Below are 25,244 nucleotides of genomic sequence, written 5' to 3' on the forward strand. Positions count from 1 at the left end.
CTATCGGCGCACGACCAGGTACAAGCCCGATGCCAGCATCAACCAGGCGGGCCATGCCTGGACGCTGTCCAGGGCTATGCCGGAGACGGCGGTGACCGTTCCACCCACCAGCAAGGCGCCGCCGAGCAGCCGCAGGGCCCAGCGATCGTGGCGTTGCTCCCAGGGCGGCGGTGGATCCTTGCGATGGGGCTGAGACATTCGTTCGAGCAGATCGCGGGTCATGTTGGCTAGGTGAGGCAATTGCTCGACCTGCGATTGAACATTCTGAAACAAAGATTTCGGGCTGACCCGCTGGCGCATCCAGCGTTCCAGGAACGGCTGGGCGGTGCTCCACAGGTCGAGGTCCGGGTACAGCTGTCGACCCAGGCCTTCGATGTTGAGCAGGGTTTTCTGCAGCAGCACCAGTTGCGGCTGGACTTCCATGTTGAAGCGTCGTGCGGTCTGGAACAGGCGCATGAGCACCTGGCCGAAGGAGATGTCCTTCAGTGGCTTCTCGAAGATCGGCTCGCAGACGGTGCGGATCGCCGCTTCGAATTCGTTGAGCTTGGTCTCGGCCGGTACCCAGCCCGAATCGATGTGCAGCTGCGCCACGCGGCGGTAGTCGCGCTTGAAGAAGGCGAACAGGTTGCGCGCCAGGTAATCCTGATCTTCGGGGGTCAGGCTGCCGACGATGCCGCAGTCGATGGCGATGTAGCGCGGGCTCCACGGTGCCACGGTGCTGACGAAGATGTTGCCGGGGTGCATGTCGGCATGAAAGAAACTGTCGCGAAACACCTGGGTGAAGAAAATCTCGACGCCGCGCTCGGCCAGTAGCTTCATGTCGGTGCGCTGGTCGGCCAGGGCAGCCATGTCGGTGACCTGCACGCCGTAGATGCGCTCCATCACCAAGACCTTCGGCCGGCACCAGTCCCAGTAGACCTGAGGCACGTAGAGCAGGTCGGAGTCTTCGAAATTGCGCCGCAGCTGGCTGGAGTTGGCCGCTTCGCGCAACAGGTCGAGTTCGTCGTAGATGGTACGTTCGTAGTCGGCGACCACGTCGACCGGGTGCAGCAGGCGCGCGTCGGCGGACAGCCGCTCGGCCTGGCGGGCGAGCAGGAACAGCCAGGCCAGATCCTGGCTGATCACCGACTTGAGCCCCGGGCGAACGACCTTGACCACCACCTCTTCACCGGTCTTGAGCCGAGCGGCGTGAACCTGGGCCACCGAGGCCGACGCCAATGGCTCGACGTCGAAGCGACTGAACACGTCGGTGATCTTCGCACCCAGTTGCTGCTCGATGAGGGCCATGGCCTGCTTGGGGTCGAACGGCGGCACCCGGTCCTGCAGCAGCATCAGCTCATCGGCGATGTCTTCGGGCAGCAGGTCGCGGCGGGTGGAAAGGATCTGCCCGAACTTGATGAAGATTGGCCCCAGGTCCTGCAAGGCCAAGCGCAGGCGCGCGCCACGGTTGAGTTCCTGGCGGCTGCGCGGCAGCCAGCGCCAAGGCATGGCGAAACGGGTGATTTTCAGCCACCACGGCAGTGGCAGGGCGAACATCAGGTCATCGAGGCGGTAACGAATGATGACGCGCTGGATGCGCAACAGACGGCGGACGGCAAGCAGCTTCATGCGTTATCGCTGGAATTGTGGGATCGGGCGAGGCGCTCAATACGCGCCTCGAGGCGTTCGACGTCGACTTTCAAAGCATCCAGCTCACTGAAACGGGCCTGGGCTTCCTGCTCGCCCACCAATGTACGCGCTTCCTCGGCCAGGTATTCGCCCAGGTTCTGCGTCGCCGTGGCCAGACTCTGACGGGTCCAGCCCGTGCGGCTGCGCAAATGCCCGGCCAACAAGGCGGTGGGCACCGGACCCAGCCAGCGTGAGACTTCGTATTCCCAGTCCAGTTCAAGGTCCTGCAGCACCTTGACCAGGTCCAGCAGCGCGGCGCTGTCGCCGTCCAGATCGACCTGCGGGCTGTGCAGCACCGCGGTCTTGTCCTTGCGCAGTGCCAGCTGCACCAGGCTGGCAGCCGGCGCGCGCAACGTGCAGTCGGGCGGCGTGGCCCACTGCTGGGCCAGCATCAGGCCATTGGCACTGGGCAGTATGTACAGGGTAAACGCGGGCTGGCGGCCCTGGATGGCAATCACCTTGCCGTGCAGGTGCGCCAGGCGCGGCAACGCCGTGGCGTCCAGGCGCAGCACACGGTTCAGACCGTGTTCGACACTGGCGATCAGGCCACCGAGCAGCATCAGGGCTTGATCCCGCGGTGCAGGGCAACGATGCCACTGGTCATGTTGTGGTACGTGACGCGGTCGAAACCGGCCTGCACCATCATGGCCTTGAGGGTTTCCTGATCGGGATGCATGCGGATCGATTCGGCCAGGTAACGGTAGCTTTCCGAATCGTTGGTGATCAGCTTGCCGGCCAGCGGCATGAACGCGAATGAATAGGCGTCGTAGACCTTGGACATCAGCTTGTTGGTAGGCTTGGAAAACTCCAGCACCAGCAGGCGCCCGCCTGGCTTGAGCACGCGCAGCATGGAAGCGATGGCCGCTTCCTTGTGGGTGACGTTGCGCAGGCCGAAGGCGATGGTCACGCAATCGAAGTGATTGTCGGGGAACGGCAGCTTTTCCGCATCGGCCTGGACGAATTCGATGTTGCCGGCCACGCCGCGGTCGAGCAGCCGGTCGCGACCGACCTTGAGCATCGAGGCGTTGATGTCGGCGAGCACCACCTGGCCGGTAGGCCCTACCAGGTCGGAGAACTTGCGTGCCAGATCGCCCGTGCCGCCGGCGATGTCGAGCACCCGGTTACCCACGCGCACGCCCGAGAGCTCGATGGTGAAGCGCTTCCACAGCCGATGCATGCCGCCGGACAGCACGTCGTTCATCAAGTCGTACTTGGCCGCTACCGAGTGGAACACCTCGGCGACCTTTTCGGCCTTCTGGCTTTCCGGTACGTGCTTGTAGCCGAAGTGAGTGGTGGGTTCGGCATCGCCGCCTTTGCGCTGATCATTCATATCGCTGTCACCAGGAAAAATTACGCACCATTCTAAGCCGCACAAGGGCGCTTTGTCTTGGCACGATGGATTGCCGGGGCAACCGGGTTAAACTGTGCGCCATTGAACCCTTACCTGTTGGAATCCCCGATGACCCAGATCAACGTCGAACGCAAACACAATCTGGGCCGCGACGCGGCGCGGCAGAAAGCTGAAGTGGTGGTCCAGAAGCTGATCGACCGCTATGACGTGCAGGCTACCTGGCAAGGCGACACGGTGGCGGTCAAGCGCAGCGGTGCACAGGGCACCGTGCAGATCGACGACGAAGCGATTCGAATCGATCTGAAGCTGGGCATGATGCTGGCGATGATGAGCGGCACCATCCAGAGCGAGATCGAAAAGGCCCTGGACAAGGCCCTGGCGGCTTAAAGCATCAACCTGACCACGGATTCGGCGGGGTCGCGGGATTTGCCGGCCGCGCGCAATTGTTCCAGGTAGTCGGCCCAGAGCTGCTCCTGGCGCAGCGCCAACTGGTACAGGTAGTCCCAGGTGAACAGGCCGCTGTCATGGCCGTCGTCGAAGGTCAGTTTCAAGGCGTACTGGCCTGCAGCTTCGACCTTGGCCAGGCCAACCCCCAGTTTGCCGACCTGCAGGATCGGCTTGCCGTGGCCCTGGACCTCGGCGGACGGCGAGTGCACGCGCAGGAACTCGGCGGGCAGGTGAAACACCTCGTCGGGGCCATAGGTCAGGCTCAAAGTCTTGGAGGCCTTGTGCAAATTGATGGCGCTGGGGATTCTGGTCATGGTGGGTCTCGAAGTCGCGCGGTGTCTGTTTCGCGGCCACGGACCGCTCCTGCGAACCCGGCCTGTGCGAACGATCATTGACGTCGCCCGCGAGCCGCGTTCCGTAGGCGCGGTCAGCGGCCGCAAAGGCCGCACCGCGCATGACAGGCCGTCTTACAGAATGTAGCGCGACAGGTCTTCGTTCTGCGCCAGCTCACCCAGGTGGCTGTTCACGTACTCGGCATCGATCTGGATCGGCGCCTCGCTGTGCGCAGCGGCCATGTCGCCGGCGCTGAACGAGACTTCCTCCAGCAACCGCTCGAGCAACGTGTGCAGGCGGCGCGCACCGATGTTCTCGGTCTTCTCGTTGACCTGCCAGGCGATCTCGGCCAAACGCTTGATCCCTTCGGGCACGAACTCGATGTTCAAGCCTTCGGTCTTCAGCAACTCGCGATACTGCTCGGTCAGCGAGGCATGTGGCTCGCTGAGGATGCGCTCGAAGTCCTGCGGGCTCAACGCCTTGAGTTCGACGCGAATCGGCAGGCGACCCTGCAGTTCGGGAACCAGATCGCTCGGCTTGCTCAGGTGGAACGCACCCGAAGCAATGAACAGGATGTGGTCGGTCTTGACCATGCCCAGCTTGGTGTTGACCGTGCAGCCTTCGATCAACGGCAGCAGGTCGCGTTGCACGCCTTCACGGGACACGTCGGCACCGCCCACATTGCCGCGCTTGGCCACCTTGTCGATTTCATCGATGAAGACGATACCGTGCTGCTCGACGGCTTCCAGTGCCTTGGCCTTGAGCTCTTCCTCGTTGACCAGGCGGCCGGCTTCTTCGTCGCGGACCATTTTCAGCGCGTCCTTGACCTTGAGCTTGCGGCTCTTCTTCTTGCCCTTGCCCATGTTGGCGAACAGGCTCTGCAGCTGGTTGGTCATTTCTTCCATGCCGGGAGGCGCGGAGATGTCCACGCCACCCATCTGCTCGGCCACCTCGATCTCGACTTCCTTGTCGTCCAGCTGGCCTTCGCGCAGGCGCTTGCGGAACAGCTGACGGGTGTTCGAATCGTTGCTCACCGGCTCTTCGTTGAAGCCTGCACGGGCGGCGGGCAACAGCGCATCGAGAATGCGCTCTTCGGCCGCATCCTCGGCGCGGTGGCGAACCTTGACCATTTCCTGCTCGCGCAGCAGCTTGATAGCCGCATCGGCCAGGTCGCGGATGATCGATTCGACATCGCGGCCGACATAGCCAACTTCAGTGAACTTGGTCGCTTCGACCTTGATGAACGGTGCATTGGCGAGCTTGGCCAGGCGCCGCGCGATTTCGGTCTTGCCGACGCCGGTAGGGCCGATCATCAGGATGTTCTTGGGCGTCACTTCGACGCGCAGTTCTTCGGGCAGCTGCATGCGCCGCCAGCGGTTGCGCAGGGCAATGGCGACAGCGCGCTTGGCATCGTCCTGGCCGATGATGTGGCGATTGAGTTCGTGGACGATTTCGCGGGGGGTCATGGACATGGTGTGTTCCGGACTCGGAGGTTCAGGCAGGGAAGGGGTGAAGGCTTGCGACGCATAGCGTGCAGGCCTGGCACCACAACCGTCTGATCACTCGGCGAGATCCTGCTCCTCGATGGTCATGTTGTGATTGGTGAACACGCAGATGTCGCCAGCGATGCCCAGGGCGGTCTCGACGATTTCCCGTGCGCCCAGCTCGGTCTTCTTGAGCAGCGCACTGGCCGCGGCCTGCGCGAACGCGCCGCCGGAGCCCATGGCGATCAGGCCGTCTTCGGGCTCGACCACGTCACCGTTGCCGGTGATGATCAAGGAAGCGTCCTTGTTGGCCACCGCCAGCATCGCCTCGAGACGGCTGAGCGAGCGGTCGGTGCGCCATTCCTTGGCCAGTTCCACGGCGGCACGGACCAGATGGCCCTGATGTTTCTCCAACTGGCCTTCGAAACGCTCGAAGAGCGTGAAGGCGTCGGCGGTGGCACCGGCAAAGCCGGCGATGACCTGGCCGTGGTACAGGCGACGGACTTTCTTGGCGTTGCCTTTCATCACGGTATTGCCGAGAGAAACCTGGCCGTCGCCGCCCATGACGACTTTGCCATGACGGCGGACTGAAACGATGGTGGTCAAGGGGAGAGTCTCCACGCAGCGGGGCGAAAATGCCCTGATGGAAACGAATATGGGGGTGGGTGAGAGGATTTCAACCTTTGCAGGTTGTGGGGCGCGTGGAGACAGCTTGCGGGGGGTCAGGAGGTTCGTGTAACGGCTTTCGCGGCCGATGACCGCTCCTACGGTCTGTAGGAGCGGTCATCGGCCGCGAAAGCCGCCCTGCGGCTTACTGCCGGATCTGCCTTTGCTGCAACAGCAGGTTACTAAAGCCACTGCCGGCCAGCTGTTTCTGCGCCACGGTCAGCTGCTCGCGGTTGCTGAACGGACCCACCAGTACCCGGTACCAGGTGTCTTCCTTGACCGTCCCGGACTCCACGTTCACCGACTGCCCCAGCAGGATGATCTGCGCCCGCACCCGGTCGGCATCCGCCTGCTTGCGGAACGAACCGGCCTGCAGGTAGAACTGCGTGGTTGCGGCAGGCTTGATCACCGGCGGGGCCGGCGGCGGGGTCGCGCCACTGAGTGCCGCCTGGGCACGGGCGGTATCGATCTTGGCTGCCTCGGCCGGGGTTACCGGCGCCTGGGCCGGAATCGGTGGGGTTTTCTCGGGCACCGCTTCGGGTGGCACGATCACTTCGGATTCAGGCAGCAGCGTATAGAAGTCGTACTTGGGTTTGACCGGGGCCTGCGGGCTGGGCGGCGTCTTGTTCGCCTCGGCGATCTTTTCCGCTTTCAGTTGCTCGGCCTTGACCCGCTTGACGTCGCTGTTGCCCGGCTCGAGCTTCATCAGGAACACCACGAAGGCCCCCACGCTCAGGCCGATCGCCAGCCACAGCCAGCCTGGGATGGGCTTCTTCGCAGGTGCGGAATTGCGGCTGGCGCCGCGTTTGGGTGCGGGTTTTTTCTTGGCAGCCAACTTACATACGCTCCAGTGTTTCCAGGCCCAACAGAGCCAATCCTTGCTTGAGGGTGCGACCGGTCAGCGCCGCCAGGCGCAGGCGGCTGTTTTGCTGAGCGGGGTGTTCGGCCGCCAGAATCGGGCAGTTCTCGTAGAAGCTGGAGAACAGCCCGGCCACATCGTACAGGTAAGTGCACAGCACATGGGGCGTGCCTTTCTCGCCGACGTTGTTCAGTACTTCGGTGAACTGCGCCAGCTTGGCAGCCAGTTCCTTCTCGTGCTCGGCTTCCAGCACGATCTGCCCTTCGACGTCCGCGAAGTTCTTGCCCAGCTTGCGGAACACACCGGCCACGCGGGTATAGGCGTAGAGCAGGTAGGGCGCGGTGTTGCCTTCGAAATTGAGCATAAGGTCGAAGTTGAAGCTGTAGTCGCTGGTGCGGTGCTTGGACAGGTCGGCATATTTCACCGCCCCGATGCCCACGGCTCGGGCGATCACGCGCAGGTCGGCCTCGGCGGTCTCGGGGTTCTTTTCCTTGACCAGGGTGTAGGCGCGTTGCTCGGCTTCATCGAGCAGGTCGACCAGTTTCACGGTGCCACCGTCACGGGTCTTGAACGGACGTCCGTCGGCACCGTTCATGGTGCCGAAACCCATGTGCTCCGGCTGCATGCCGTTGGTGATGAAACCGGCACGGCGCGCGACCTCGAACACCTGCTGAAAGTGCAGGGCCTGGCGCTGGTCGACGAAGTACAGCGCGCGGTCGGCCTTGAGCACGTTGCTGCGATAGCGCACCGCTGCCAGGTCGGTGGTGGCGTACAGATAACCGCCACCGGCCTTCTGCACGATCACCGGCAGGGGCGTGCCTTCGGCCGTCTTGAATTCTTCGAGGAACACGCACTGCGCGCCGTTGCTTTCCACCAGCAGACCCTTGGCCTTCAGGTCGGCGACCACGTTGGCGAGGTCGTCGTTGTAGGCGCTTTCGCCCATCACGTCGGCCGGCGTCAGCTTGACGTTCAGGCGCTCGTAGGTGCTTTGGCAGTGCGACAGGGAAATTTCGTTGAAGCGCTTCCACAAGGCCAGGCATTCGGCATCGCCGGCCTGCAATTTGACCACCAGGCCGCGGGCACGCTCGGCGAACTCTGCGGATTCATCGAAGCGCTGCTTGGCCGCGCGGTAGAAATTCTCGAGGTCGGACAGCTCGTCGCTGGTGGCGGGCTTTTCCTGAAGATAGGCCAGCAACATGCCGAACTGCGTGCCCCAGTCGCCAACATGGTTCTGGCGGATCACGGTATCGCCTAGAAACTCAAGCACATTGGCCACGCCGTCGCCAATGATGGTCGAGCGCAGGTGGCCTACGTGCATTTCCTTGGCGAGGTTGGGTGCAGACAGATCGACCACCACACGCTGCGCGGGGCCGGCCTTGCGCACGCCGATGCGGGCATCGGCCAGGGCGGCGTCCAGGCGCGCGGCCAGGGCCGCACTGTTCTGGAAGAAATTGAGGAAGCCGGGGCCGGCGATTTCCACCTTGCTCACCTGCTCGTCGGTCGGCAGTGCGGCAATCAGCTTTTCTGCCAGGTCGCGCGGCTTCATGCCGGCAGGCTTGGCCAGCATCATGGCGATGTTGCTGGCGAAATCGCCGTTCTTCTTGTCGCGCGAGTTTTCCACCTGGATTGCCGGCGTCAGACCTTCTGGCAGCACACCTTCGGCGACAAGGTGGGTCAGGGCTTGTTGAATCAGCTGGCGAATGGTGTCTTTCATGGGGTTCTCGGTCGACCGCAGGTACGGCGGTGCTGGATGCACGGGTGGAAAAACTGGGCATTATCCGGTTGTTGGCCGGGGTTGCCAACCCGCAAATCCCCCCTGCAAACCACCACCCCTGTAGCAGCGGCGCCAGCCGCGACGGCGGACGCCGCCGATCCCTGCCTCAGGTGCGCCTATCTCAATACAAATCCACCGGGTCCACATCCAGCGACCAACGCACCTGTCGCCCGCTCGGCAGTTGCTCCAGTTGCAGCATCCAGGCATTGAGCAGGCGGTGCAGCGGGGCGCGCAGCGTTGCCTGGACCAGCAACTGTGCGCGATAGCGTCCGGCGCGCCGTTCCATGGGCGCCGGGACCGGCCCCAGCAGCTCCAGGCCGCCCAGGGCCAGTTGCGCCACCAGCACTTCGGCTGCCGCACAGGCCTCATCCAGAAAGGCTTCGGCCTGGCCCGGCTTGTGCGCTTCGGCACGCAGTAGCGCCAGGTGCGCGAAGGGCGGCAGGCCTGCGCCCCGTCGCTCGGCCAGGGCCTGCTCGGCGAAAGCGAAGTAGCCCTGCTCGGTCAGTTGCACCAGCAGCGGGTGGTCGGCCAGGTGGGTCTGAATGATCACCTTGCCCGGTTCCTCCGCGCGACCGGCGCGGCCTGCCACCTGAACGATCAACTGTGCCATGCGCTCGCTGGCGCGGAAGTCGCCGGAGAACAGCCCGCCGTCGGCATCCAGAATCGACACCAGGGTGACCCGTGGAAAGTGATGCCCCTTGGCAAGCATCTGGGTGCCGACCAGGATGCACGGATGGCCTTTCTGGATGGTTGCGAACAGCTGGTTCATCGCGTCCTTGCGCGAGGTGCTGTCGCGGTCGACGCGCAGCACCGGGTAATCGGGAAAGAGGATCGCCAGGCGTTCCTCGGCGCGCTCGGTGCCTGCGCCGACCGGACGTAGGTCCACCGTGCCGCACTTGGGGCACTGGCGCGGCACGCGTTCGACATGCCCGCAATGATGGCAGCGTAACTCGCCCGAGCGTTGGTGGACCGTGGTACGGGCATCGCAGCGTGGGCACTCGGACAACCAGCCGCAGTCGTGGCACAGCAGGGTGGGCGCGAAGCCGCGGCGATTGAGAAACACCAGCACCTGTTGGCCATTGGCCAGGGTCTGGCCGATGGCCTGCTGCATCGGTCCGCTGATGCCGCTGTCCAGCGGCCGGCTCTTTACATCCAGGCGCATGAACTTGGGTTGCTGGGCGCCACCGGCGCGATGGTCGATGCGCAGCAGGCCGTAGCGGCCGGTATGGGCGTTGTGCAGGCTCTCCAGGGAAGGCGTGGCCGAGCCCAGCACAATGGGAATGTTCTCTTGGCTGGCGCGCACCAGCGCCAGGTCGCGTGCGTGGTAACGCAGGCCTTCCTGCTGTTTATAGGAGCCGTCATGCTCTTCGTCGATGATGATCAGCCCAGGGTTCTTCATCGGCGTGAACAGCGCCGAGCGGGTGCCAATGATGATGTCGGCCTCGCCATCGCGTGCCGCCAGCCAGGCGTCGAGGCGGTCGCGGTCATTGACCGCCGAGTGCACCAGCGCGATGCGTGCGTTGAAGCGCTGCTCGAAGCGCGCCAGGGTTTGCGGGCCGAGGTTGATTTCCGGGATCAGCACCAACGCCTGTTTGCCGGCTTCCAGGCATTCGTGGATCAGTTGCAGGTACACCTCGGTCTTGCCGCTGCCGGTCACGCCCGCCAGGAGAAACGCATGGAAGCCGCCGAGGCTGGCGCGAATCGCCTCGAAAGCCGCGCGTTGCTCTTCGTTGAGCGGCAGTTCCGGTTGCGCCAGCCAGTGTTCGGCCCGCGGCCCGGGGCCGTGGCGGCGCACTTCCACGCTGACCAGTTGCTTGGCCAGCAGCAGGTCGAGGCTGTCCTTGTTCAGTTGCAGCTTGCTCAACAGCTGATGGGCGACGCCATGGGGGTGCTGGGCCAGGGTCTTGAGGGCATCGCGCTGCTTGGGCGCGCGAGCGATGCGCGGATCGTCCAGGCGTGCATCGGCGGCGGCGTGCCAGAAGCGCTCCTGGCGCGCTTCGGCCGGTTCGCCCTGACGCAGCAGCACCGGCAACGCCCAGCTGAGGGTGTCCCCCAGGCCGTGCTGGTAGTACTGCGAAGTCCACAGGCACAACTTGAACAGCGCAGGTGGCAGGGGGCTTACCGCATCGAGCAGGGCAATGGCGGGCTTGAGCTTGTCGGGCGGTACATCGCTGTGGCTGGCCACTTCGATCAGGATGCCGATCATTTCCCGCCGCCCGAATGGTACCCGCAGGCGCATGCCGGGCATGAACACGGTGTGCGCAGTGTTGGCGGGCGCCTTGTAGTCGAACAGGCGTCGCAGCGGCGAGGGCAGGGCGAGGCGCAGGATGACGTCGGGCACGCGGGAGTTCTCTTGAGTGGAAGCAACTGCAGTCGCAGGAGCGGTCATCGGCCGCGAGGGCTGTGCCGCGGTGTTACCGAAATGACGCGGTGCGCCATTCGCGGCCGGAGACCGCTCCTACGTGATTTACGGGTCGCGGCTGGTTGCCGCTCGCACGGGGTTCGAGGTGCGCAGACTAGCAGACGACGGCCGGTGCGAGCGACACCTTGCGTGTTCGCCCTGTTCTGTTAATATACGCGGCCTAATTACGTGCGGTACTCGACAATGGTGTCGGGTGGCGGCACGCAGCCTGAGGAAGTCACCATGAAAGCCGATATCCATCCAGTATACGAAGCCATCGACGCTACCTGCAGCTGCGGTAACGTCATCAAGACCCGTTCGACTCTGGCCAAGCCACTGAGCCTCGACGTCTGCTCCGAATGCCACCCGTTCTACACTGGCAAGCAGAAGACTCTGGACGTTGGCGGTCGTGTTGACCGTTTCAAGCAGCGTTTCGGCGGCTTCGGCGCCAAGAAAGCTTGATTGGTTTGCTCTCGCTGTTGAAGAAGGCGCCCCTTGCGGGCGCCTTTTTTGTGGGCGTTTTCTGGCTTGGCGCCGCTCAGGCCGAGGCCTTCTGCCCGGCTCCGAGCGGGCTGGGCACCGCCCAGGTCCGCCAGGTCATCGATGGCGATACCCTGCGCCTGCAGGATGGCCGCAGCGTCCGCCTGATCGGTATCAATGCGCCTGAGATCGGTCGCCAGGGGCGCGGCGACGAGCCCTACGCCGTGGCCGCGCGGCGCCGGTTGCAGGCGCTGGTCGATGACAGCGACGGCCTGGTCGGCCTGCAGTTGGGCCGCGAGAGCCAGGATCGCTACCAGCGCACCCTGGCCCATGTCTATGGCCGCGGTGGGCTGAACTTCGAGGCGCAATTGCTGGCCGAAGGACTGGCCCTGCAGGTCGCGGTGGCGCCCAATGTCGAGCAGGTGGCCTGCCAGCAGCAGGCCGAGCACGCCGCACGCATGGCCGGGCTGGGGCTGTGGCGTCAATCGCCGGCCATCGCCGCCGCGCAGGTGGAGCGTGCCGGCTTCGCCCTGCTCGGCGGGCGGGTCAGCAAGGTCGAACGCAACCGCGCCGGGGCCTGGATCGAACTGGACGACTCGGTGGTCCTGCACGTCGCGCCCAAGGTGTTCGCGCTGTTCCCCGAAGGCTGGCTCGATGCCCTGAAAGGCCAAAAGGTCGAGGCCCGCGGCTGGGTGCTGGATCGCAATCGGCGCGGCAATCGGGCTGCCGGGCAGTTGCGCTGGATGTTGCCGGTGAGCACCCCGCAGATGGTGCAGATACAGCCGTGAACCGGCCAGAGGCGCCTGTGCATGGGCTGCCTCGCAGGCCCTCGACGGCCCTGTCGGTACCCGCCGAAAGTCGTAGGCCAGGGGCCTTGACGCATGTGACCGGGTAGTCTTGTCGGGTGTAGGCATCTTGCGTATCCTCGCGGGTCTCGTCAGACCAACGTAAAAGCGGAACGCCCCCAATGTCAGATTTGAAAACTGCCGCTCTCGAGTACCATGCCCATCCACGCCCAGGCAAACTGAGCGTCGAACTCACCAAGCCCACTGCAACCGCCCGCGACCTGTCGCTGGCCTACAGCCCCGGTGTAGCCGAGCCCGTTCGCGAAATCGGTCGCGATCCCGAGCTGGCCTACAAGTACACCGGCAAGGGTAACCTGGTAGCGGTCATCTCCGACGGTACCGCCATTTTGGGCCTGGGCAACCTCGGCCCGCTGGCTTCCAAGCCGGTCATGGAAGGCAAGGGCGTTCTGTTCAAGCGTTTCGCCGGCATCGACGTCTTCGACATCGAAGTCGACTCGGAAAGCCCGCAGGCCTTCATCGACACCGTCAAGCGTATCTCGATCACCTTCGGTGGCATCAACCTGGAAGACATCAAGGCGCCCGAGTGCTTTGAAATCGAACGCGCGCTGATCGAGCAGTGCGACATTCCGGTATTCCACGATGACCAGCACGGTACCGCGATCGTCACCGCAGCCGGCATGATCAACGCCCTGGAAATCGCCGGCAAGACTCTGGAAGACGCCAAGATCGTCTGCCTGGGCGCTGGCGCCGCCGCTATCTCGTGCATGAAGCTGCTGGTCAGCATGGGCGCTCGCATCGAGAACATCTTCATGATCGACCGCACGGGCGTGATCCACGCCGGCCGCGACGACCTGAACCAGTACAAGGCGGTCTTCGCCCACACCACCGAGAAGCGCACCCTGGCCGATGCCCTGCAGGGCGCCGATGTGTTCGTCGGTCTGTCGGGCCCCAACCTGCTGAGCGCCGAAGGCCTGAAGTCGATGGCCGCCAATCCGATCGTGTTCGCCTGCTCCAACCCCGATCCGGAGATCTCCCCGGAACTGGCGCACGCCACCCGCGACGACGTGATCATGGCCACCGGTCGTTCCGACTACCCGAACCAGGTCAACAACGTGCTGGGCTTCCCGTTCATCTTCCGTGGTGCCCTGGACGTTCGCGCCAAGCGCATCAACGAAGAAATGAAGATCGCCGCCGCCAACGCCCTGCGTGAACTGGCCAAGCTGCCCGTGCCCCAGGAAGTCTGCGACGCCTACGGCGGTATTTCGCTGGAATTCGGTCGCGAGTACATCATTCCCAAGCCGATGGACCCACGCCTGATCACCCTGATCTCCGACGCCGTGGCCAAGGCTGCGATCGAGACCGGTGTGGCCACCCTGCCGTACCCCAAGCATTACCCGCTGCAGAGCGTGGATGACGTGTTCAACGGCTAAGCCTTTGGACGCGCCATGAAAAAAGCCCCGGCTCGCGAGAGTCGGGGCTTTTTTTGTGATCCGAGTGACGCCTTCGCGGCCACTGACCGCTCCTACGGGTGTGCACGATCTGACGCCTTCGCGGCCACTGACCGCTCCTACGGGTGTGCACGATCTGACGCTTTCGCGGCCACTGGCCGCTCCTACGGGTGTGCACGATCTAGCGCCTTCGCGGCCACTGACCGCTCCTACGGGTGTGCACGATCTGACGCTTTCGCGGCCACTGGCCGCTCCTACGGGTGTGCACGATCAGGCGCCTTCGCTGCCACTGACCGCTCCTACGGATGTCCACAAACCGTGTAGGAGCGGCCAGTGGCCGCGAAGGGATCGACGCGGTCTGGTATCAGAACAGGTCGATCGGCGCCGATTCGTCTGCCGGGAGCGGGCTGCCCGGTGCGCTGCCGCCACCGAACTCGCTGTTGGAAGGCGGTGTGTCTTCGCTCTTGAACAGCTCGAAGTAGGCGCCCGGCGTGCCCGGTGCGGCCGCGCGGCCGCTGATCGGGTCTACCCGCAGGCTGAGGATGCCGTCGGGCTCGGGCTGCACATGAGCCGGCTTGTCCTTGAGCGCGGCGGCCATGTAGGTCATCCAGATCGGCAGTGAAACGGTGCCGCCAAACTCGTGCCGGCCCAGGGTTTCAGGCTGGTCGAAGCCCGACCAGACAGTGGTCATGTAGTCGGCGTTGTAGCCCGAGAACCAGGCATCCTTCGAGTCGTTGGTAGTGCCCGTCTTGCCGGCCAGGTCGGTGCGACCCAGGGCCATGGCGCGGCGCCCGGTGCCCTTCTTGATGACGTCCTCGAGCATGCTGGTGAGGATGAACGCGGTGCGCCCGTCGATGATCCGCTCGGCAATCACCGGGGCCGGGGCGGCGCCTGGCGTCAAGGTGGCGTCCACCGCGATGGGGGCCGACACCGTGGTCGCGTTGGCCGGTGCCGCCTGGGGCGTGGCGGCGGCGATGTCGTCGGCCGGTACCGTCGGCGGATTGGCGCGGAACAGGGTCTCGCCGTTGCGGCTGTCGATACGTTCGATCAGGTACGGCGAAACCTTGTAGCCGCCATTGGCGAACACGCTCCAGCCCGTGGCGATTTCCATCGGTGTCAGGGTGGCGGTGCCCAGTGCCAGCGACAGGTTGCGGGGCAGGTCCTGCTTGTTGAAGCCGAACTTGCTGATGTAGTCGATGGTGCTGTCTACACCCAGGCTCTGCAGCACGCGGATCGAGACCAGGTTGCGCGACTTGTACAGTGCTTCACGCAGACGGATCGGGCCCAGAAAGGTATTGGTGTCGTTCTTGGGACGCCAGACCTTGTCCACCGACTCGTCGACGAACACGATGGGGGCGTCGTTGACCAGGCTGGCGGGCGTGTAGCCCTTGTCCAGTGCCGCGCTATAGATGAACGGCTTGAAGCTGGAGCCCGGCTGGCGCTTGGCCTGCATCGCACGATTGTAGTTGCTCTGTTCGAACGAGAAACCACCGACCAAGGCACGGATGGCGCCGGTGCGCGGGTCCAGCGACACCAGCGCGCTCTGCACCGTCGGTACCTGGCTGAACTTCAAGGTGTCATCGTCTTGACGCTGTACGCGGATCAGATCGCCTACCTGCGCAACGTCCGACGGCTGCGCAGGCGTGCGCCCGACACTGTTGGTGTTCATGAAGGGGCGCGCCCATTTCATGCTGTCCCAGGCAATCGACTCCTGCTTGTCGTCGCGGGTGAGCACGACGATGCCCGTCTTGTCGACCTTGGTGACGATGGCAGGCTCCAGGCCGTTCAGCGGACGCTGGCGAGTCAGTTCCTGGGCCCACTCGCGCGGCGTCTTGCCGGGCAGGCGAGCTTCCGGACCGCGATAGCCATGGCGTTGATCGTAGGCGATCAGCCCGGAGCTGATGGCGTGGTTGGCGTCTTCCTGCAGATTGCTCGGCACCGTGGTGGTGACGTTGAAGCCCTGTGTATAGGCCTCGCTGCCGTAGCGACCGACCATTTCGGCACGGGCCATTTCGGCGATCCACGGCGCGCTGACTTCCGGGGTGGGCACGTGATAGCTGGCGTTGAGCGGCTCGCCGACGGCAGCGTTGTAGCTGGCTTCGTCGATCTTGCCCAGGCGGAACATGCGCCCCAGGATCCAGTCGCGACGCTCCTTGCTGCGTACCGGGTTGGCCAGCGGGTTGAAGCGCGAAGGCGCCTTGGGCAGGCCGGCGATCATCGCCATCTGCGCCAGGCTTACGTCGCGGATCGACTTGCCGTAATACACCTGTGCGGCGGCTTCGATCCCGTAGGCCCGGTTGCCCAGGTAGATCTTGTTCACGTACAGCTCGAGAATCTCATCCTTGGTAAGTTGGCGCTCGATTTGCAAGGCAAGGAGGATTTCAGTGATTTTGCGTGAAAAACTGCGTTCGGACGTCAAGAAATAGTTCTTGGCGACCTGCATGGTGATGGTACTGCCGCCGGTCTGGATATGACCGCTGCGCACCAGCTGCGAGGCGGCGCGCATGAGGCTGCTGGGGTCGACGCCGTAATGGTTTTCGAAATTGTCGTCTTCTGCGGACAACAGGGCTTGGATGAAATGTGGCGGAATCTCGGCGAACTTGATCGGCGAGCGGCGCATCTCGCCGAACTCGGCGATCAGTTTTCCGTCGCTGCTGAAGACCCGCAGGGGGATCTGCAGCTCGACGCTGCGCAGGGCGTCGACAGACGGCAAGCTGGGGCTGAGATACAGAAATGCCCCGCTGAGTACGAGCAACAGCCCGCAGACGACGGCGAGGAAAGACCACCAGAAAAACTTCAGCAGGCGTATCAAGGCTTTTGGATTTCCAGATAAAAGAATGGGTTAAGCGCAGCACGCGGTACGTGGAAAAAAACGCTGGGCATTATAAGCATTTTTCGACCCGGAGCGTCATTTGCGCTTCTGTCAAGACTGCTATTAAATGCCTCGTACGACAAAGGGTCCGTAAGTCGCGGATAGTAATAGGGAATCGGTTGTGCGTGGACTCTTCAGCAAGAAAGCACATTCGCTATTGGGCATCGACATCAGCTCCACGTCGGTCAAATTGCTCGAGCTGAGCCGCACGGGCAACCGTTTCCGGGTCGAGTCGTATGCCGTGGAACCGTTGCCGGCCAATGCCGTGGTCGAGAAGAACATTGCCGAACTCGAAGGCGTCGGGCATGCCCTGAGCCGCGTGCTGGTCAAGGCGCGCACCGGTACCCGCATCGTCGCGGTGGCCGTGGCCGGTTCGGCGGTGATCACCAAGACCATCGAGATGGACGCCGGCCTGTCGGACGACGAGCTGGAAACCCAGCTCAAGGTCGAGGCCGACCAGTACATTCCCTACCCCCTCGAAGAAGTCGCCATCGACTTCGAAGTGCAGGGCTATTCGGCGCGCAACCCCGAGCGGGTCGAGGTATTGCTGGCTGCCTGCCGCAAGGAAAACGTCGAGGTCCGCGAGGCTGCCCTGGCCCTGGCCGGGCTGAGCGCCAAGGTGGTGGATGTCGAGGCGTATGCGCTGGAGCGTGCCTTTGGCCTGCTCACCGCGCAGCTGGCCGGTGGCAACCAGGCCCTGACCGTGGCCGTGGTGGACATCGGCGCGACCATGACCACCCTCAGCGTGCTGCACAACGGCCGCATCATCTATACCCGCGAGCAGTTGTTCGGTGGGCGCCAGCTGACCGAGGAAATCCAGCGCCGCTACGGCCTTTCCAACGAGGAAGCCGGCCTGGCCAAGAAGCAGGGCGGGCTGCCCGACGACTATGTGGCCGAAGTGCTGCAACCGTTCAAGGATGCCGTGGTACAGCAGGTGTCGCGCTCGCTGCAGTTCTTCTTTGCCGCCGGCCAGTTCAACGATGTCGACTACATCATGCTCGCCGGTGGCACTGCTTCGATTTCCGGCCTGGATCGACTGATCCAGCAACGCCTGGGCACCCCGACCCTGGTGGCCAACCCGTTCGCCGACATGGCCCTGAGCAGCAAGGTCAATGCCGGTGCGCTGGCCAGCGATGCACCGGCCTTGATGATCGCCTGTGGCCTGGCGCTGAGGAGCTTCGACTAGATGGCAAGGATCAACCTGCTGCCGTGGCGCGAGCAGCTGCGAGAAGAGCGCAAGCGACAATTCCTGATTGCCATGGCCGGCGTGCTGGTCGGCGCCATCGCGGTCATTTTTCTGGCGGACCGATTCATCGGCAATGCCATCGACACCCAGACGGCGCGTAATGCCCACCTGCAGTCCGAGATCGTCCTGCTCGATCAGCGCATCAAGTCGATCAGTGAGCTCAAGGCGCGGCGCAAGCAATTGCTCGAGCGCATGAAAACCATCCAGGACCTGCAGGGCAACCGCCCGATCATCGGGCGCATCTTCGACCAGATGGCGCGCACGCTGCCCGACGGCGTGTACTTCACCGACGTGAAAATGACCGACAAGAGCATTGCCATTGCCGGCGCCGCCGAGACCAACAACCGCGTGTCCGACCTGTTGCGCAACCTCGACGCTTCGCCCTGGCTGGAAGCGCCCGCCCTCAACGAAGTCAAGGCCAACACCAGTGCCGACGTCAACGGCGCCAACAGTTTCCAGCTGACCGTGCGCCAGACCGCTCCGGTCCAGGCCGAAGGGGACGACAAATGAACCCTTCGAGCTGGATGGACAGCCTGCGCAAGGTCGAGCTCAGCGAGCTTGACCTGAACAACATCGGTTCGTGGCCGACTGCGGTCAAGGTGATTGCCGGCGTCTTGCTGATGGCGCTCATTCTCGGCCTGGGCTACAACTTCCACATCTCGGACCTCGAAGCGCAATTGCAGCAGCAGGCCGATCAGGAAACTGCGCTCAAGGAGCAGTTCTCCACCAAGGCCTTCCAGGCGGCGAACCTGGAAACCTACACCGAGCAGATGCAGGAAATGGAAACGTCGTTCGGTGCGATGCTGCGCCAGTTGCCCAGCGACACCGAAGTGCCGGGCCTGCTCGAGGACATCACTCGCACCGGTCTGGGTTCGGGGTTGGAGTTCGAAGAAATAAAATTGTTGCCTGAGGTGACCCAGCAGTTTTATATCGAGCTGCCGATACAGATCAGCGTGACCGGCACCTACCACGACCTGGCCACCTTCGTCAGTGGCGTGGCCAGCCTGCCACGGATCGTCACCCTGCACGATTTCGAAGTGAAACCCGTGGACCCGAAGGCCAGTAACAGCCAACTGCGCATGAGTATCCTGGCCAAGACCTACCGCTACAACGATCAAGGCCTGCCTAGCGCGGACGCGGCACCGACACAGGGGCAAGCGAAATGAAAGCAGTATTCGTTGCAGCCCTGGCTGCGTGCATGCTGGTGCTGGCAGGTTGCGGTGGCAACGGCGATTTCGCCGACCTCGACGCATTCATGGCCGAGGTCAAGGCCAGGCCCAAGGGCAAGATCGAACCGATACCGCGCTTTGCGCCCTATCAGGCGTTCAGTTACGAGGCTGCGTCGTTGCGCAGTCCGTTCCAGCCACCGATCAAGATCGAACTGGTGAACAGGCAGAAGGGCTCCCGGCTCATCAAGCCCGACACGACGCGGGTCAAGCAATTCCTGGAGGGTTTCAACATCGAGGATTTCGAAATGGTCGGCACCCTGGGCAATGCCGGTGGGCGCTTTGCCCTGATGCGCGGCGCCGGTGGCGTGCACCGCCTGAAGGTAGGCGATTACCTGGGTCGCAACGACGGGCGGATCATCGCCATCAGCGATGCCCAGGTCGATGTCGTTGAAATCGTTCCCGATGGGGATGGTGGTTGGTTGGAGCGGCCTCGCACCATCCCGCTCAAAGAGCGCTCGTAAAGGGCTTGGGTCAAGCATGTCTAGTGGAACTCGAAAATGAACAGGATTCTCTCAGCCTTCGGTATTTCGCTAGGGATAGCGATGCTTTCACCGATCGTCATGGCCGCGAACTTGAAGACGCTCGACGTTGCTTCCCTGCCCGGTGATCGCATCGAGCTCAAGCTTTCGTTCGACGGCCCGGTCACGGCGCCACGCGGCTATACCACCGAGCAACCGGCCCGGATCGCCCTCGACCTGCCGGGTGTGACCAGTCAACTGGGCGCCCGCAGCCGCGATCTGGGCGTGGGCAATGCCCGCAGTGTGGTGGTGGTCGAGGCCACCGACCGCACGCGGATCATCGTCAACCTGACAAAGCTCGCGCCCTACAGCACTCGCGTGCAGGGCAACGACCTGTTCGTGTTGGTGGGCGAGGGTGCCGCGGCCCTGCAGGGTACGGCGATACCAGCGCCGACAGCGGCCAGGCCCGCCCCGCGACCCGCAGCCGTGCCTGCGCCTGCGCGCGCGGCAGTGCCCGCCGGCCGTGCCATTCGCAACGTCGATTTTCAGCGCGGCGAGCTGGGCGAAGGCAATGTGATCATTGACCTGAGCGACCCGACCATCAGCCCCGATATTCAAGAGCAGGGCGGCAAGATCCTGCTCACTTTCGCCAAGACCCAGCTGCCCGATCCGTTGCGCGTGCGTCTGGACGTGAAGGATTTCGCGACCCCGGTGCAGTTCGTCAACTCCTCGGTCGGCGCCACTGGCGCGACCGTGACCATCGAGCCCAGCGGCAGCTTCGACTACTCCTCGTACCAGACCGAAAACCGCCTGACCATCAGTGTGCGGCCGCTGACCAACGAGGACGTCGCGCGGCGCAATGTCGAGCGCAATGTCTATACCGGCGAGAAGCTCTCGCTGAACTTCCAGGACATCGACGTGCGTTCGGTGCTACAGCTGATCGCCGATTTCACCAACCTCAACCTGGTGGCCAGTGACACGGTGCAGGGTGGCATCACCCTGCGCCTGCAGAACGTTCCCTGGGATCAGGCGCTGGACCTGGTGCTCAAGACCAAGGGCCTGGACAAACGCAAGGTCGGCAACGTGCTGCTGGTGGCCCCGGCCGACGAGATTGCCGCCCGCGAGCGCCAGGAGCTGGAGTCGCAGCGGCAGATTCAGGAGCTGGCGCCGCTGCGCCGCGAGTTGATGCAGGTCAACTATGCCAAGGCTGCCGACATCGCCAAGCTGTTCCAGTCGGTGACCCGCGGCGAGAACGTCGAGACCGAGCGTGGCTCGATCACTGTCGACGAGCGCACCAACAACATCATTGCCTACCAGACCCAGGATCGCCTCGACGAACTGCGTCGTATCGTTACCCAACTGGATATTCCGGTGCGTCAGGTGATGATCGAGGCGCGCATCGTCGAAGCCAACGTCGGCTACAACAAGGCGCTGGGCGTGCGTTGGGGCGGTTCGACCAACCTGAGGGGCAAGAACAACTGGACGGCCTACGGGCTGGACAACAATGGCGACGAAGCCGGCAACACCGGCGCCGACGTCGGCAGCAACACGCCCTTCATCGACCTGGGGGCCGCCGATGCAACCTCCGGCATCGGCCTGGGCTTCGTGACCAACAACGTTCTGCTGGACCTTGAGCTCAGTGCCATGGAAAGCACCGGCAATGGCGAGATCGTCTCCCAGCCCAAGGTGGTGACCTCGGACAAGGAAACCGCGAAGATCCTCAAGGGTACCGAGGTGCCGTACCAGGAGGCCAGCTCCAGCGGCGCCACCACGGTGTCGTTCAAGGAGGCTTCGCTGTCACTCGAGGTGACGCCGCAGATCACCCCGGACAGCCGCATCATCATGGAAGTGAAGGTCACCAAGGATGAGCCCGACTACCTGAACGCGGTGCTGGGTGTACCGCCGATCAGCAAGAACGAGGTCAACGCCAAGGTGCTGGTCAACGACGGCGAGACCATCGTCATCGGTGGGGTTTTCTCCAACACGCAAAGTAAAACCGTGGACAAGGTGCCCTTTTTGGGCGACGTGCCGTATGTTGGGCGCCTTTTCCGTCGGGATGTCGTGTCGGAAGCCAAATCCGAGCTGCTGGTATTCTTGACACCGCGTATCATGAATAACCAGGCGATTGCTGTGAGTCGTTGATTCTGTGCGAAATTTGATACTTGTTGGGCCAATGGGTGCAGGCAAGAGCACCATTGGCCGTTTGCTGGCCAAAGAGCTTCGGTTGCCGTTCAAGGATTCCGACAAGGAAATCGAGACCCGTACCGGAGCGAATATCCCGTGGATCTTCGATCAGGAAGGCGAGGCCGGCTTTCGCGACCGCGAGCAGGCCATGCTGGCCGAGCTGTGCGAGTTCGACGGCCTGGTGCTGGCTACCGGCGGTGGCGCGGTCATGCGTGATGAAAACCGCCAGGCATTGCACGCCGGCGGGCGCGTGGTCTACCTGCACGCCTCGGTCGAACAGCAAGTCGGTCGCACGGCACGCGATCGCAATCGGCCTCTATTGCGCACCGCCAACCCGGAGGCCACGCTGCGGGCCTTGCTGGCAATCCGCGATCCGCTGTACCGCGAGATCGCCGACCTGGTGGTGCAGACCGACGAGCGCCCACCGCGCATGGTGGTCCTCGATATCCTCGAACGCCTGCAACGCCTGCCGCCGCGCTGAAGGCGGCCGTACGCGCGGCTATCCGCTACCGGCGCAGGGCGCCGTTTGACGGCATTCGATTCACAGAACAATAGTGGGGACACATGCAGACACTCAAGGTTGACCTCGGCGAACGCAGCTATCCGATCTACATTGGCGAAGGGCTGCTAGATCAGGCTGGGCTGCTGGCCCCGCACATTGCCGGGCGAAAGGTGGCGGTCATCTCCAACGCCACGGTGGCGCCGCTCTATCTGGATCGCCTGACCCAGACCCTGGGCGCCTATTCGGTGGTGCCCGTGGTGCTTCCGGACGGCGAAGCGTTCAAGAACTGGGAAACCCTGCAGACCATTTTCGATGCCATGCTCACGGCACGTCTGGATCGGCGCGTTACGGTCATTGCCTTGGGCGGCGGTGTCATTGGTGACATGGCCGGGTTCGCTGCTGCCTGCTACCAGCGCGGTGTCGATTTCATCCAAGTGCCGACCACGCTGCTGTCCCAGGTCGACTCGTCGGTGGGCGGCAAGACCGGCATCAACCATCCGCTGGGCAAGAACATGGTCGGCGCATTCTATCAGCCGCAGGCGGTGTTGATCGACACCACCACCCTGGCCACCTTGCCGCCGCGCGAGCTGTCGGCGGGGCTGGCGGAGGTGATCAAGTACGGATTCATCTGCGACGAACCGTTCCTGGGCTGGCTGGAAGATAACGTCGATGCCCTCAGGGCCGTCGACCAGGCTGCCCTGACCGTGGCCATTGCCCGTTCCTGCGAGGCCAAGGCACGAGTGGTGGGTGCGGACGAACGCGAGTCCGGTGTGCGCGCCACGCTGAACCTGGGGCATACTTTCGGCCACGCCATCGAGACCCATATGGGGTATGGTGTGTGGCTTCACGGTGAGGCCGTGGGGGCCGGTACGGTGATGGCGCTGGAGATGTCCATGCGCCTTGGCTGGATCACCCAGGCCGAGCGGGATCGCGGCATTCGTCTGCTGCAGCGCGCCGGCCTGCCGGTGGTGCCGCCGGCGGAAATGACGCCGACCGATTTCCTCGAGCACATGGCAATCGACAAGAAAGTGCTGGATGGCAGTCTGCGCCTGGTGCTGCTGCGCAGCATCGGCGAAGCAGTGATCACCGCCGACTACCCGCACGATGTGCTTCAGGCGACCCTGGAAGCGGATTACCGCGCCATCGTCGCCGGGCTGGAAGCCTAGTGGAGCCTGTTCCAGCAGGACGTGTTTCCAGCAACCCATCAACGATCCACCTTTGTTCTACGAGAGTTCGATGACAAGTCTGCATGCCGATGAGGCCTTTCTCGGCCACTACCAATTGGATCATGACCCCTTCGCCGCAAGGGTGCCTGGCTTCAAATTCTTCCCGGCCCAGCGCAAGCCGGTGCTGGGCCAATTGCACCATCTGGCGCGCTATAGCCAGCTGTTGCTGGTGGTTACCGGCCCGCATGGCAGTGGCAAGACCCTGCTGCGCCAGGCTTTGGTCGCCAGTACCAACAAGCAGTCGGTGCAAAGCATCGTGGTGTCGGCGCGCGGGGCCGGCGATGCCGCCAGCGTGCTGACCCAGGTCGCCCAATCGCTCAACCTCAATACTCTGGAAGTGCCGGCCCTGCTGGCGCAGATCGTCCAGCTGGGGCTGACAGGGCAGGAAGTCTACCTGCTGGTGGACGACGCGGAACAACTCGACGAATCCGCACTCGAAGCCCTGCTGGCGTTGGCGGCGGGCACCGCGGACGGGCGCCCACATGTGTTCCTGTTCGGCGAGCCTTCATTGATCGCGGGCCTGGAGCAGTTCAGCGCCGGGCAGGAATTGTTCCACGTGATCGAGCTGCAACCGTACAGCCTCGAGGAAACCCGCGAATACCTGGCGCTGCGTCTGGAGGGTGCCGGTAAGGGAATCCAGTTGCTCACCAATGATCAGATCGCCGACATTCACGAGAACTCGGATGGTTGGCCAGGAGCCATCAACCAGGTTGCTCGTGACGCACTGATCGAGGCCATGATCGCTAGCCGCTCGTCGGTGAAGCGTCCTGCTATGGGGTTTAAGATGCCTAAGAAACACGTATTGGCGATTTCCGCCGTTGTCGTCGTCGCTGTGGCTGCCGCCTGGCTGATCCCCAGCCGCGACGGCAAGGCACCGAGCACGACAGAACAGGCCCAGTTGCCGATGGGGCAGGGGCAGCCAAGTGCCGCTCAATCCAACAACGGCAATCCATCGGTCGAATTCAATGGCAGCTCCCAGTCGTTGCCGATGAATGGACAGCAGCCGGTCATGCGTGGCCCGCTGGCAGAGTCCACCGGTATGGGCGACGGAGAAGAGACGGGCGACGCGGTGAATACGTCGCCGCAGCCGCCTACCGTGACCACCATCGCACCGCCAGCCGGTGTGCCTGTAGGTTCGCCTGCAGCGGTCGCGCCGAGCCCAGCGCCTGCGCGTCAGACAGCTCCGCCAGCAACCACCAAACCTGCGCCGACCACAGCCGTCAAGCCTGCGCCTGCGCCCACCGTGGCGGCCAAGCCAGCTCCGGCGGCCCCTGCAGCGGCCGGCAAAGCTGCCGCCGGCGGCAGTTGGTATGCCGGGCAGTCGCCAAGCAATTATGTGGTGCAGATTCTGGGGACCAGCAACGAAGGCGCTGCGCAGGCCTACGTCAAGGAACAGGGTGGCGAGTTCCGCTACTTCAAGAAAACCCTGCAAGGCAAACCGCTCTACGTGATCACCTATGGCAGCTTCGCCAGCCGTGATGCCGCCGTTGCCGCCATCAAGAACTTGCCAGCCAAGGTCCAGGCTGGTAAACCTTGGCCACGCACTGTCGCCAGCGTCCAACAGGACCTCGCGACAGCTCGCTGATTGTCGGGCGGCACCCTATCCCCGCCGCCCCACCCTCCGGCGTCATCTGAATCCCAAGCCTGCCCCGCACTGCGAGGCAGGCTTCGCCGTCCCTGTCCCCTGGTTTGCTTTGAAAGGCTCAAGCACGGGCCCTGCAGGCATGCGGGCTTGCACTGTCAGGCTGCGGGATTCAGAATCCAGCTCAAGTCGCTATCACAATAGCCTGCTGGAAACGTTCACATTTGC

At 63.7% G+C, this 25,244-nt stretch carries 22 protein-coding genes; 12 read left to right on the forward strand and 10 right to left on the reverse strand.

The window, feature by feature from the left end:
* Genes ubiB through ubiE form a run of 3 tightly spaced genes read right to left on the reverse strand, consistent with a single transcriptional unit; the run spans position 1 to position 2,998 of the window.
* On the reverse strand, positions 1 to 1,608 hold the full coding sequence (ubiB, locus tag IFU31_RS10160; protein ID WP_122480456.1) for a ubiquinone biosynthesis regulatory protein kinase UbiB: 1,608 nt from the start codon (positions 1,606 to 1,608) through the stop codon (positions 1 to 3).
* On the reverse strand, positions 1,605 to 2,228 hold the full coding sequence (locus IFU31_RS10165) for a ubiquinone biosynthesis accessory factor UbiJ (RefSeq protein ID WP_192058993.1): 624 nt from the start codon (positions 2,226 to 2,228) through the stop codon (positions 1,605 to 1,607). The genes ubiB and IFU31_RS10165 overlap by 4 nt, the downstream gene beginning before the upstream one ends.
* Positions 2,228 to 2,998: a bifunctional demethylmenaquinone methyltransferase/2-methoxy-6-polyprenyl-1,4-benzoquinol methylase UbiE gene (gene ubiE, locus IFU31_RS10170; protein WP_043191385.1), complete on the reverse strand. Its 771-nt coding sequence runs from the start codon at positions 2,996 to 2,998 to the stop codon at positions 2,228 to 2,230. Before ubiE ends, IFU31_RS10165 begins: the two co-directional genes overlap by 1 nt.
* A gap of 129 nt (positions 2,999 to 3,127) precedes the next feature.
* On the opposite strand from ubiE, the gene IFU31_RS10175 reads away from it, so the two are divergent.
* A complete protein-coding gene (locus IFU31_RS10175; RefSeq protein WP_043191383.1) occupies positions 3,128 to 3,406 on the forward strand; it encodes a polyhydroxyalkanoic acid system family protein in 279 nt (92 codons plus the stop codon).
* Here the strand turns inward: IFU31_RS10175 and IFU31_RS10180 are convergent.
* From IFU31_RS10180 to IFU31_RS10205, 6 genes are all read right to left on the reverse strand, one after another.
* The gene (locus tag IFU31_RS10180; protein ID WP_122480453.1) at positions 3,403 to 3,780 is read right to left on the reverse strand and encodes a gamma-butyrobetaine hydroxylase-like domain-containing protein; all 378 of its coding nucleotides are present in this window, start codon (positions 3,778 to 3,780) and stop codon (positions 3,403 to 3,405) included. The two genes, IFU31_RS10175 and IFU31_RS10180, sit on opposite strands and share 4 nt — an antisense overlap.
* 153 nt (positions 3,781 to 3,933) lie before the next feature.
* The gene (gene hslU, locus IFU31_RS10185) at positions 3,934 to 5,271 is read right to left on the reverse strand and encodes an ATP-dependent protease ATPase subunit HslU (RefSeq protein WP_122480452.1); all 1,338 of its coding nucleotides are present in this window, start codon (positions 5,269 to 5,271) and stop codon (positions 3,934 to 3,936) included.
* Positions 5,272 to 5,358: 87 nt separating this feature from the next.
* Positions 5,359 to 5,889 carry an ATP-dependent protease subunit HslV gene (gene hslV, locus IFU31_RS10190; RefSeq protein ID WP_043191380.1) on the reverse strand — a complete coding sequence of 177 codons (531 nt, stop codon included), beginning with the start codon at positions 5,887 to 5,889 and terminating at the stop codon, positions 5,359 to 5,361.
* 205 nt (positions 5,890 to 6,094) lie between these two features.
* On the reverse strand, positions 6,095 to 6,784 hold the full coding sequence (locus IFU31_RS10195) for an SPOR domain-containing protein (RefSeq protein ID WP_122480451.1): 690 nt from the start codon (positions 6,782 to 6,784) through the stop codon (positions 6,095 to 6,097).
* Position 6,785: 1 nt separating this feature from the next.
* Complete coding sequence (gene argS, locus IFU31_RS10200) at positions 6,786 to 8,522, reverse strand: arginine--tRNA ligase (RefSeq protein WP_185794935.1); 1,737 nt, start codon at positions 8,520 to 8,522, stop codon at positions 6,786 to 6,788.
* Between the two features lie 181 nt (positions 8,523 to 8,703).
* Complete coding sequence (locus tag IFU31_RS10205) at positions 8,704 to 10,923, reverse strand: primosomal protein N' (protein WP_192102838.1); 2,220 nt, start codon at positions 10,921 to 10,923, stop codon at positions 8,704 to 8,706.
* 303 nt (positions 10,924 to 11,226) lie between these two features.
* On the opposite strand from IFU31_RS10205, the gene rpmE reads away from it, so the two are divergent.
* From rpmE to IFU31_RS10220, 3 genes are all read left to right on the forward strand, one after another.
* Complete coding sequence (rpmE, locus tag IFU31_RS10210) at positions 11,227 to 11,445, forward strand: 50S ribosomal protein L31 (protein ID WP_043193699.1); 219 nt, start codon at positions 11,227 to 11,229, stop codon at positions 11,443 to 11,445.
* Positions 11,446 to 11,495: 50 nt separating this feature from the next.
* Positions 11,496 to 12,251, forward strand: a complete 756-nt coding sequence (locus IFU31_RS10215; RefSeq protein WP_446730948.1) for a thermonuclease family protein — start codon at positions 11,496 to 11,498, stop codon at positions 12,249 to 12,251.
* A gap of 179 nt (positions 12,252 to 12,430) precedes the next feature.
* Entirely contained in the window at positions 12,431 to 13,699 is a 1,269-nt protein-coding gene (locus tag IFU31_RS10220; protein WP_122714552.1) for a malic enzyme-like NAD(P)-binding protein, read from the forward strand.
* A 382-nt stretch (positions 13,700 to 14,081) separates the two neighbouring features.
* On the opposite strand, the gene IFU31_RS10225 is transcribed toward IFU31_RS10220, so the two are convergent.
* Complete coding sequence (locus IFU31_RS10225; RefSeq protein WP_446731030.1) at positions 14,082 to 16,526, reverse strand: penicillin-binding protein 1A; 2,445 nt, start codon at positions 16,524 to 16,526, stop codon at positions 14,082 to 14,084.
* Between the two features lie 184 nt (positions 16,527 to 16,710).
* On the opposite strand from IFU31_RS10225, the gene IFU31_RS10230 reads away from it, so the two are divergent.
* From IFU31_RS10230 to IFU31_RS10265, 8 genes are all read left to right on the forward strand, one after another.
* Positions 16,711 to 17,775: a pilus assembly protein PilM gene (locus IFU31_RS10230; RefSeq protein WP_122480446.1), complete on the forward strand. Its 1,065-nt coding sequence runs from the start codon at positions 16,711 to 16,713 to the stop codon at positions 17,773 to 17,775.
* Complete coding sequence (locus IFU31_RS10235) at positions 17,776 to 18,345, forward strand: PilN domain-containing protein (protein WP_122480445.1); 570 nt, start codon at positions 17,776 to 17,778, stop codon at positions 18,343 to 18,345.
* On the forward strand, positions 18,342 to 19,001 hold the full coding sequence (pilO, locus tag IFU31_RS10240) for a type 4a pilus biogenesis protein PilO (RefSeq protein WP_192102840.1): 660 nt from the start codon (positions 18,342 to 18,344) through the stop codon (positions 18,999 to 19,001). Before IFU31_RS10235 ends, pilO begins: the two co-directional genes overlap by 4 nt.
* Positions 18,998 to 19,525: a type 4a pilus biogenesis lipoprotein PilP gene (gene pilP, locus IFU31_RS10245; protein ID WP_192102841.1), complete on the forward strand. Its 528-nt coding sequence runs from the start codon at positions 18,998 to 19,000 to the stop codon at positions 19,523 to 19,525. The genes pilO and pilP overlap by 4 nt, the downstream gene beginning before the upstream one ends.
* Before the next feature lie 36 nt (positions 19,526 to 19,561).
* On the forward strand, positions 19,562 to 21,664 hold the full coding sequence (gene pilQ, locus IFU31_RS10250; protein WP_192102842.1) for a type IV pilus secretin PilQ: 2,103 nt from the start codon (positions 19,562 to 19,564) through the stop codon (positions 21,662 to 21,664).
* A 4-nt stretch (positions 21,665 to 21,668) separates the two neighbouring features.
* Positions 21,669 to 22,187, forward strand: a complete 519-nt coding sequence (aroK, locus tag IFU31_RS10255) for a shikimate kinase AroK (RefSeq protein WP_043191342.1) — start codon at positions 21,669 to 21,671, stop codon at positions 22,185 to 22,187.
* An 83-nt stretch (positions 22,188 to 22,270) separates the two neighbouring features.
* The gene (aroB, locus tag IFU31_RS10260) at positions 22,271 to 23,374 is read left to right on the forward strand and encodes a 3-dehydroquinate synthase (RefSeq protein ID WP_192102843.1); all 1,104 of its coding nucleotides are present in this window, start codon (positions 22,271 to 22,273) and stop codon (positions 23,372 to 23,374) included.
* A 70-nt stretch (positions 23,375 to 23,444) separates the two neighbouring features.
* Positions 23,445 to 25,019 carry an SPOR domain-containing protein gene (locus IFU31_RS10265; RefSeq protein ID WP_192102844.1) on the forward strand — a complete coding sequence of 525 codons (1,575 nt, stop codon included), beginning with the start codon at positions 23,445 to 23,447 and terminating at the stop codon, positions 25,017 to 25,019.
* The last annotated feature ends 225 nt before the right edge of the window (positions 25,020 to 25,244 follow it).

The organism is Pseudomonas sp. CFBP 13602 (assembly GCF_014842725.1).
In the GTDB taxonomy this organism is placed as follows: domain Bacteria; phylum Pseudomonadota; class Gammaproteobacteria; order Pseudomonadales; family Pseudomonadaceae; genus Aquipseudomonas; species Aquipseudomonas baltica.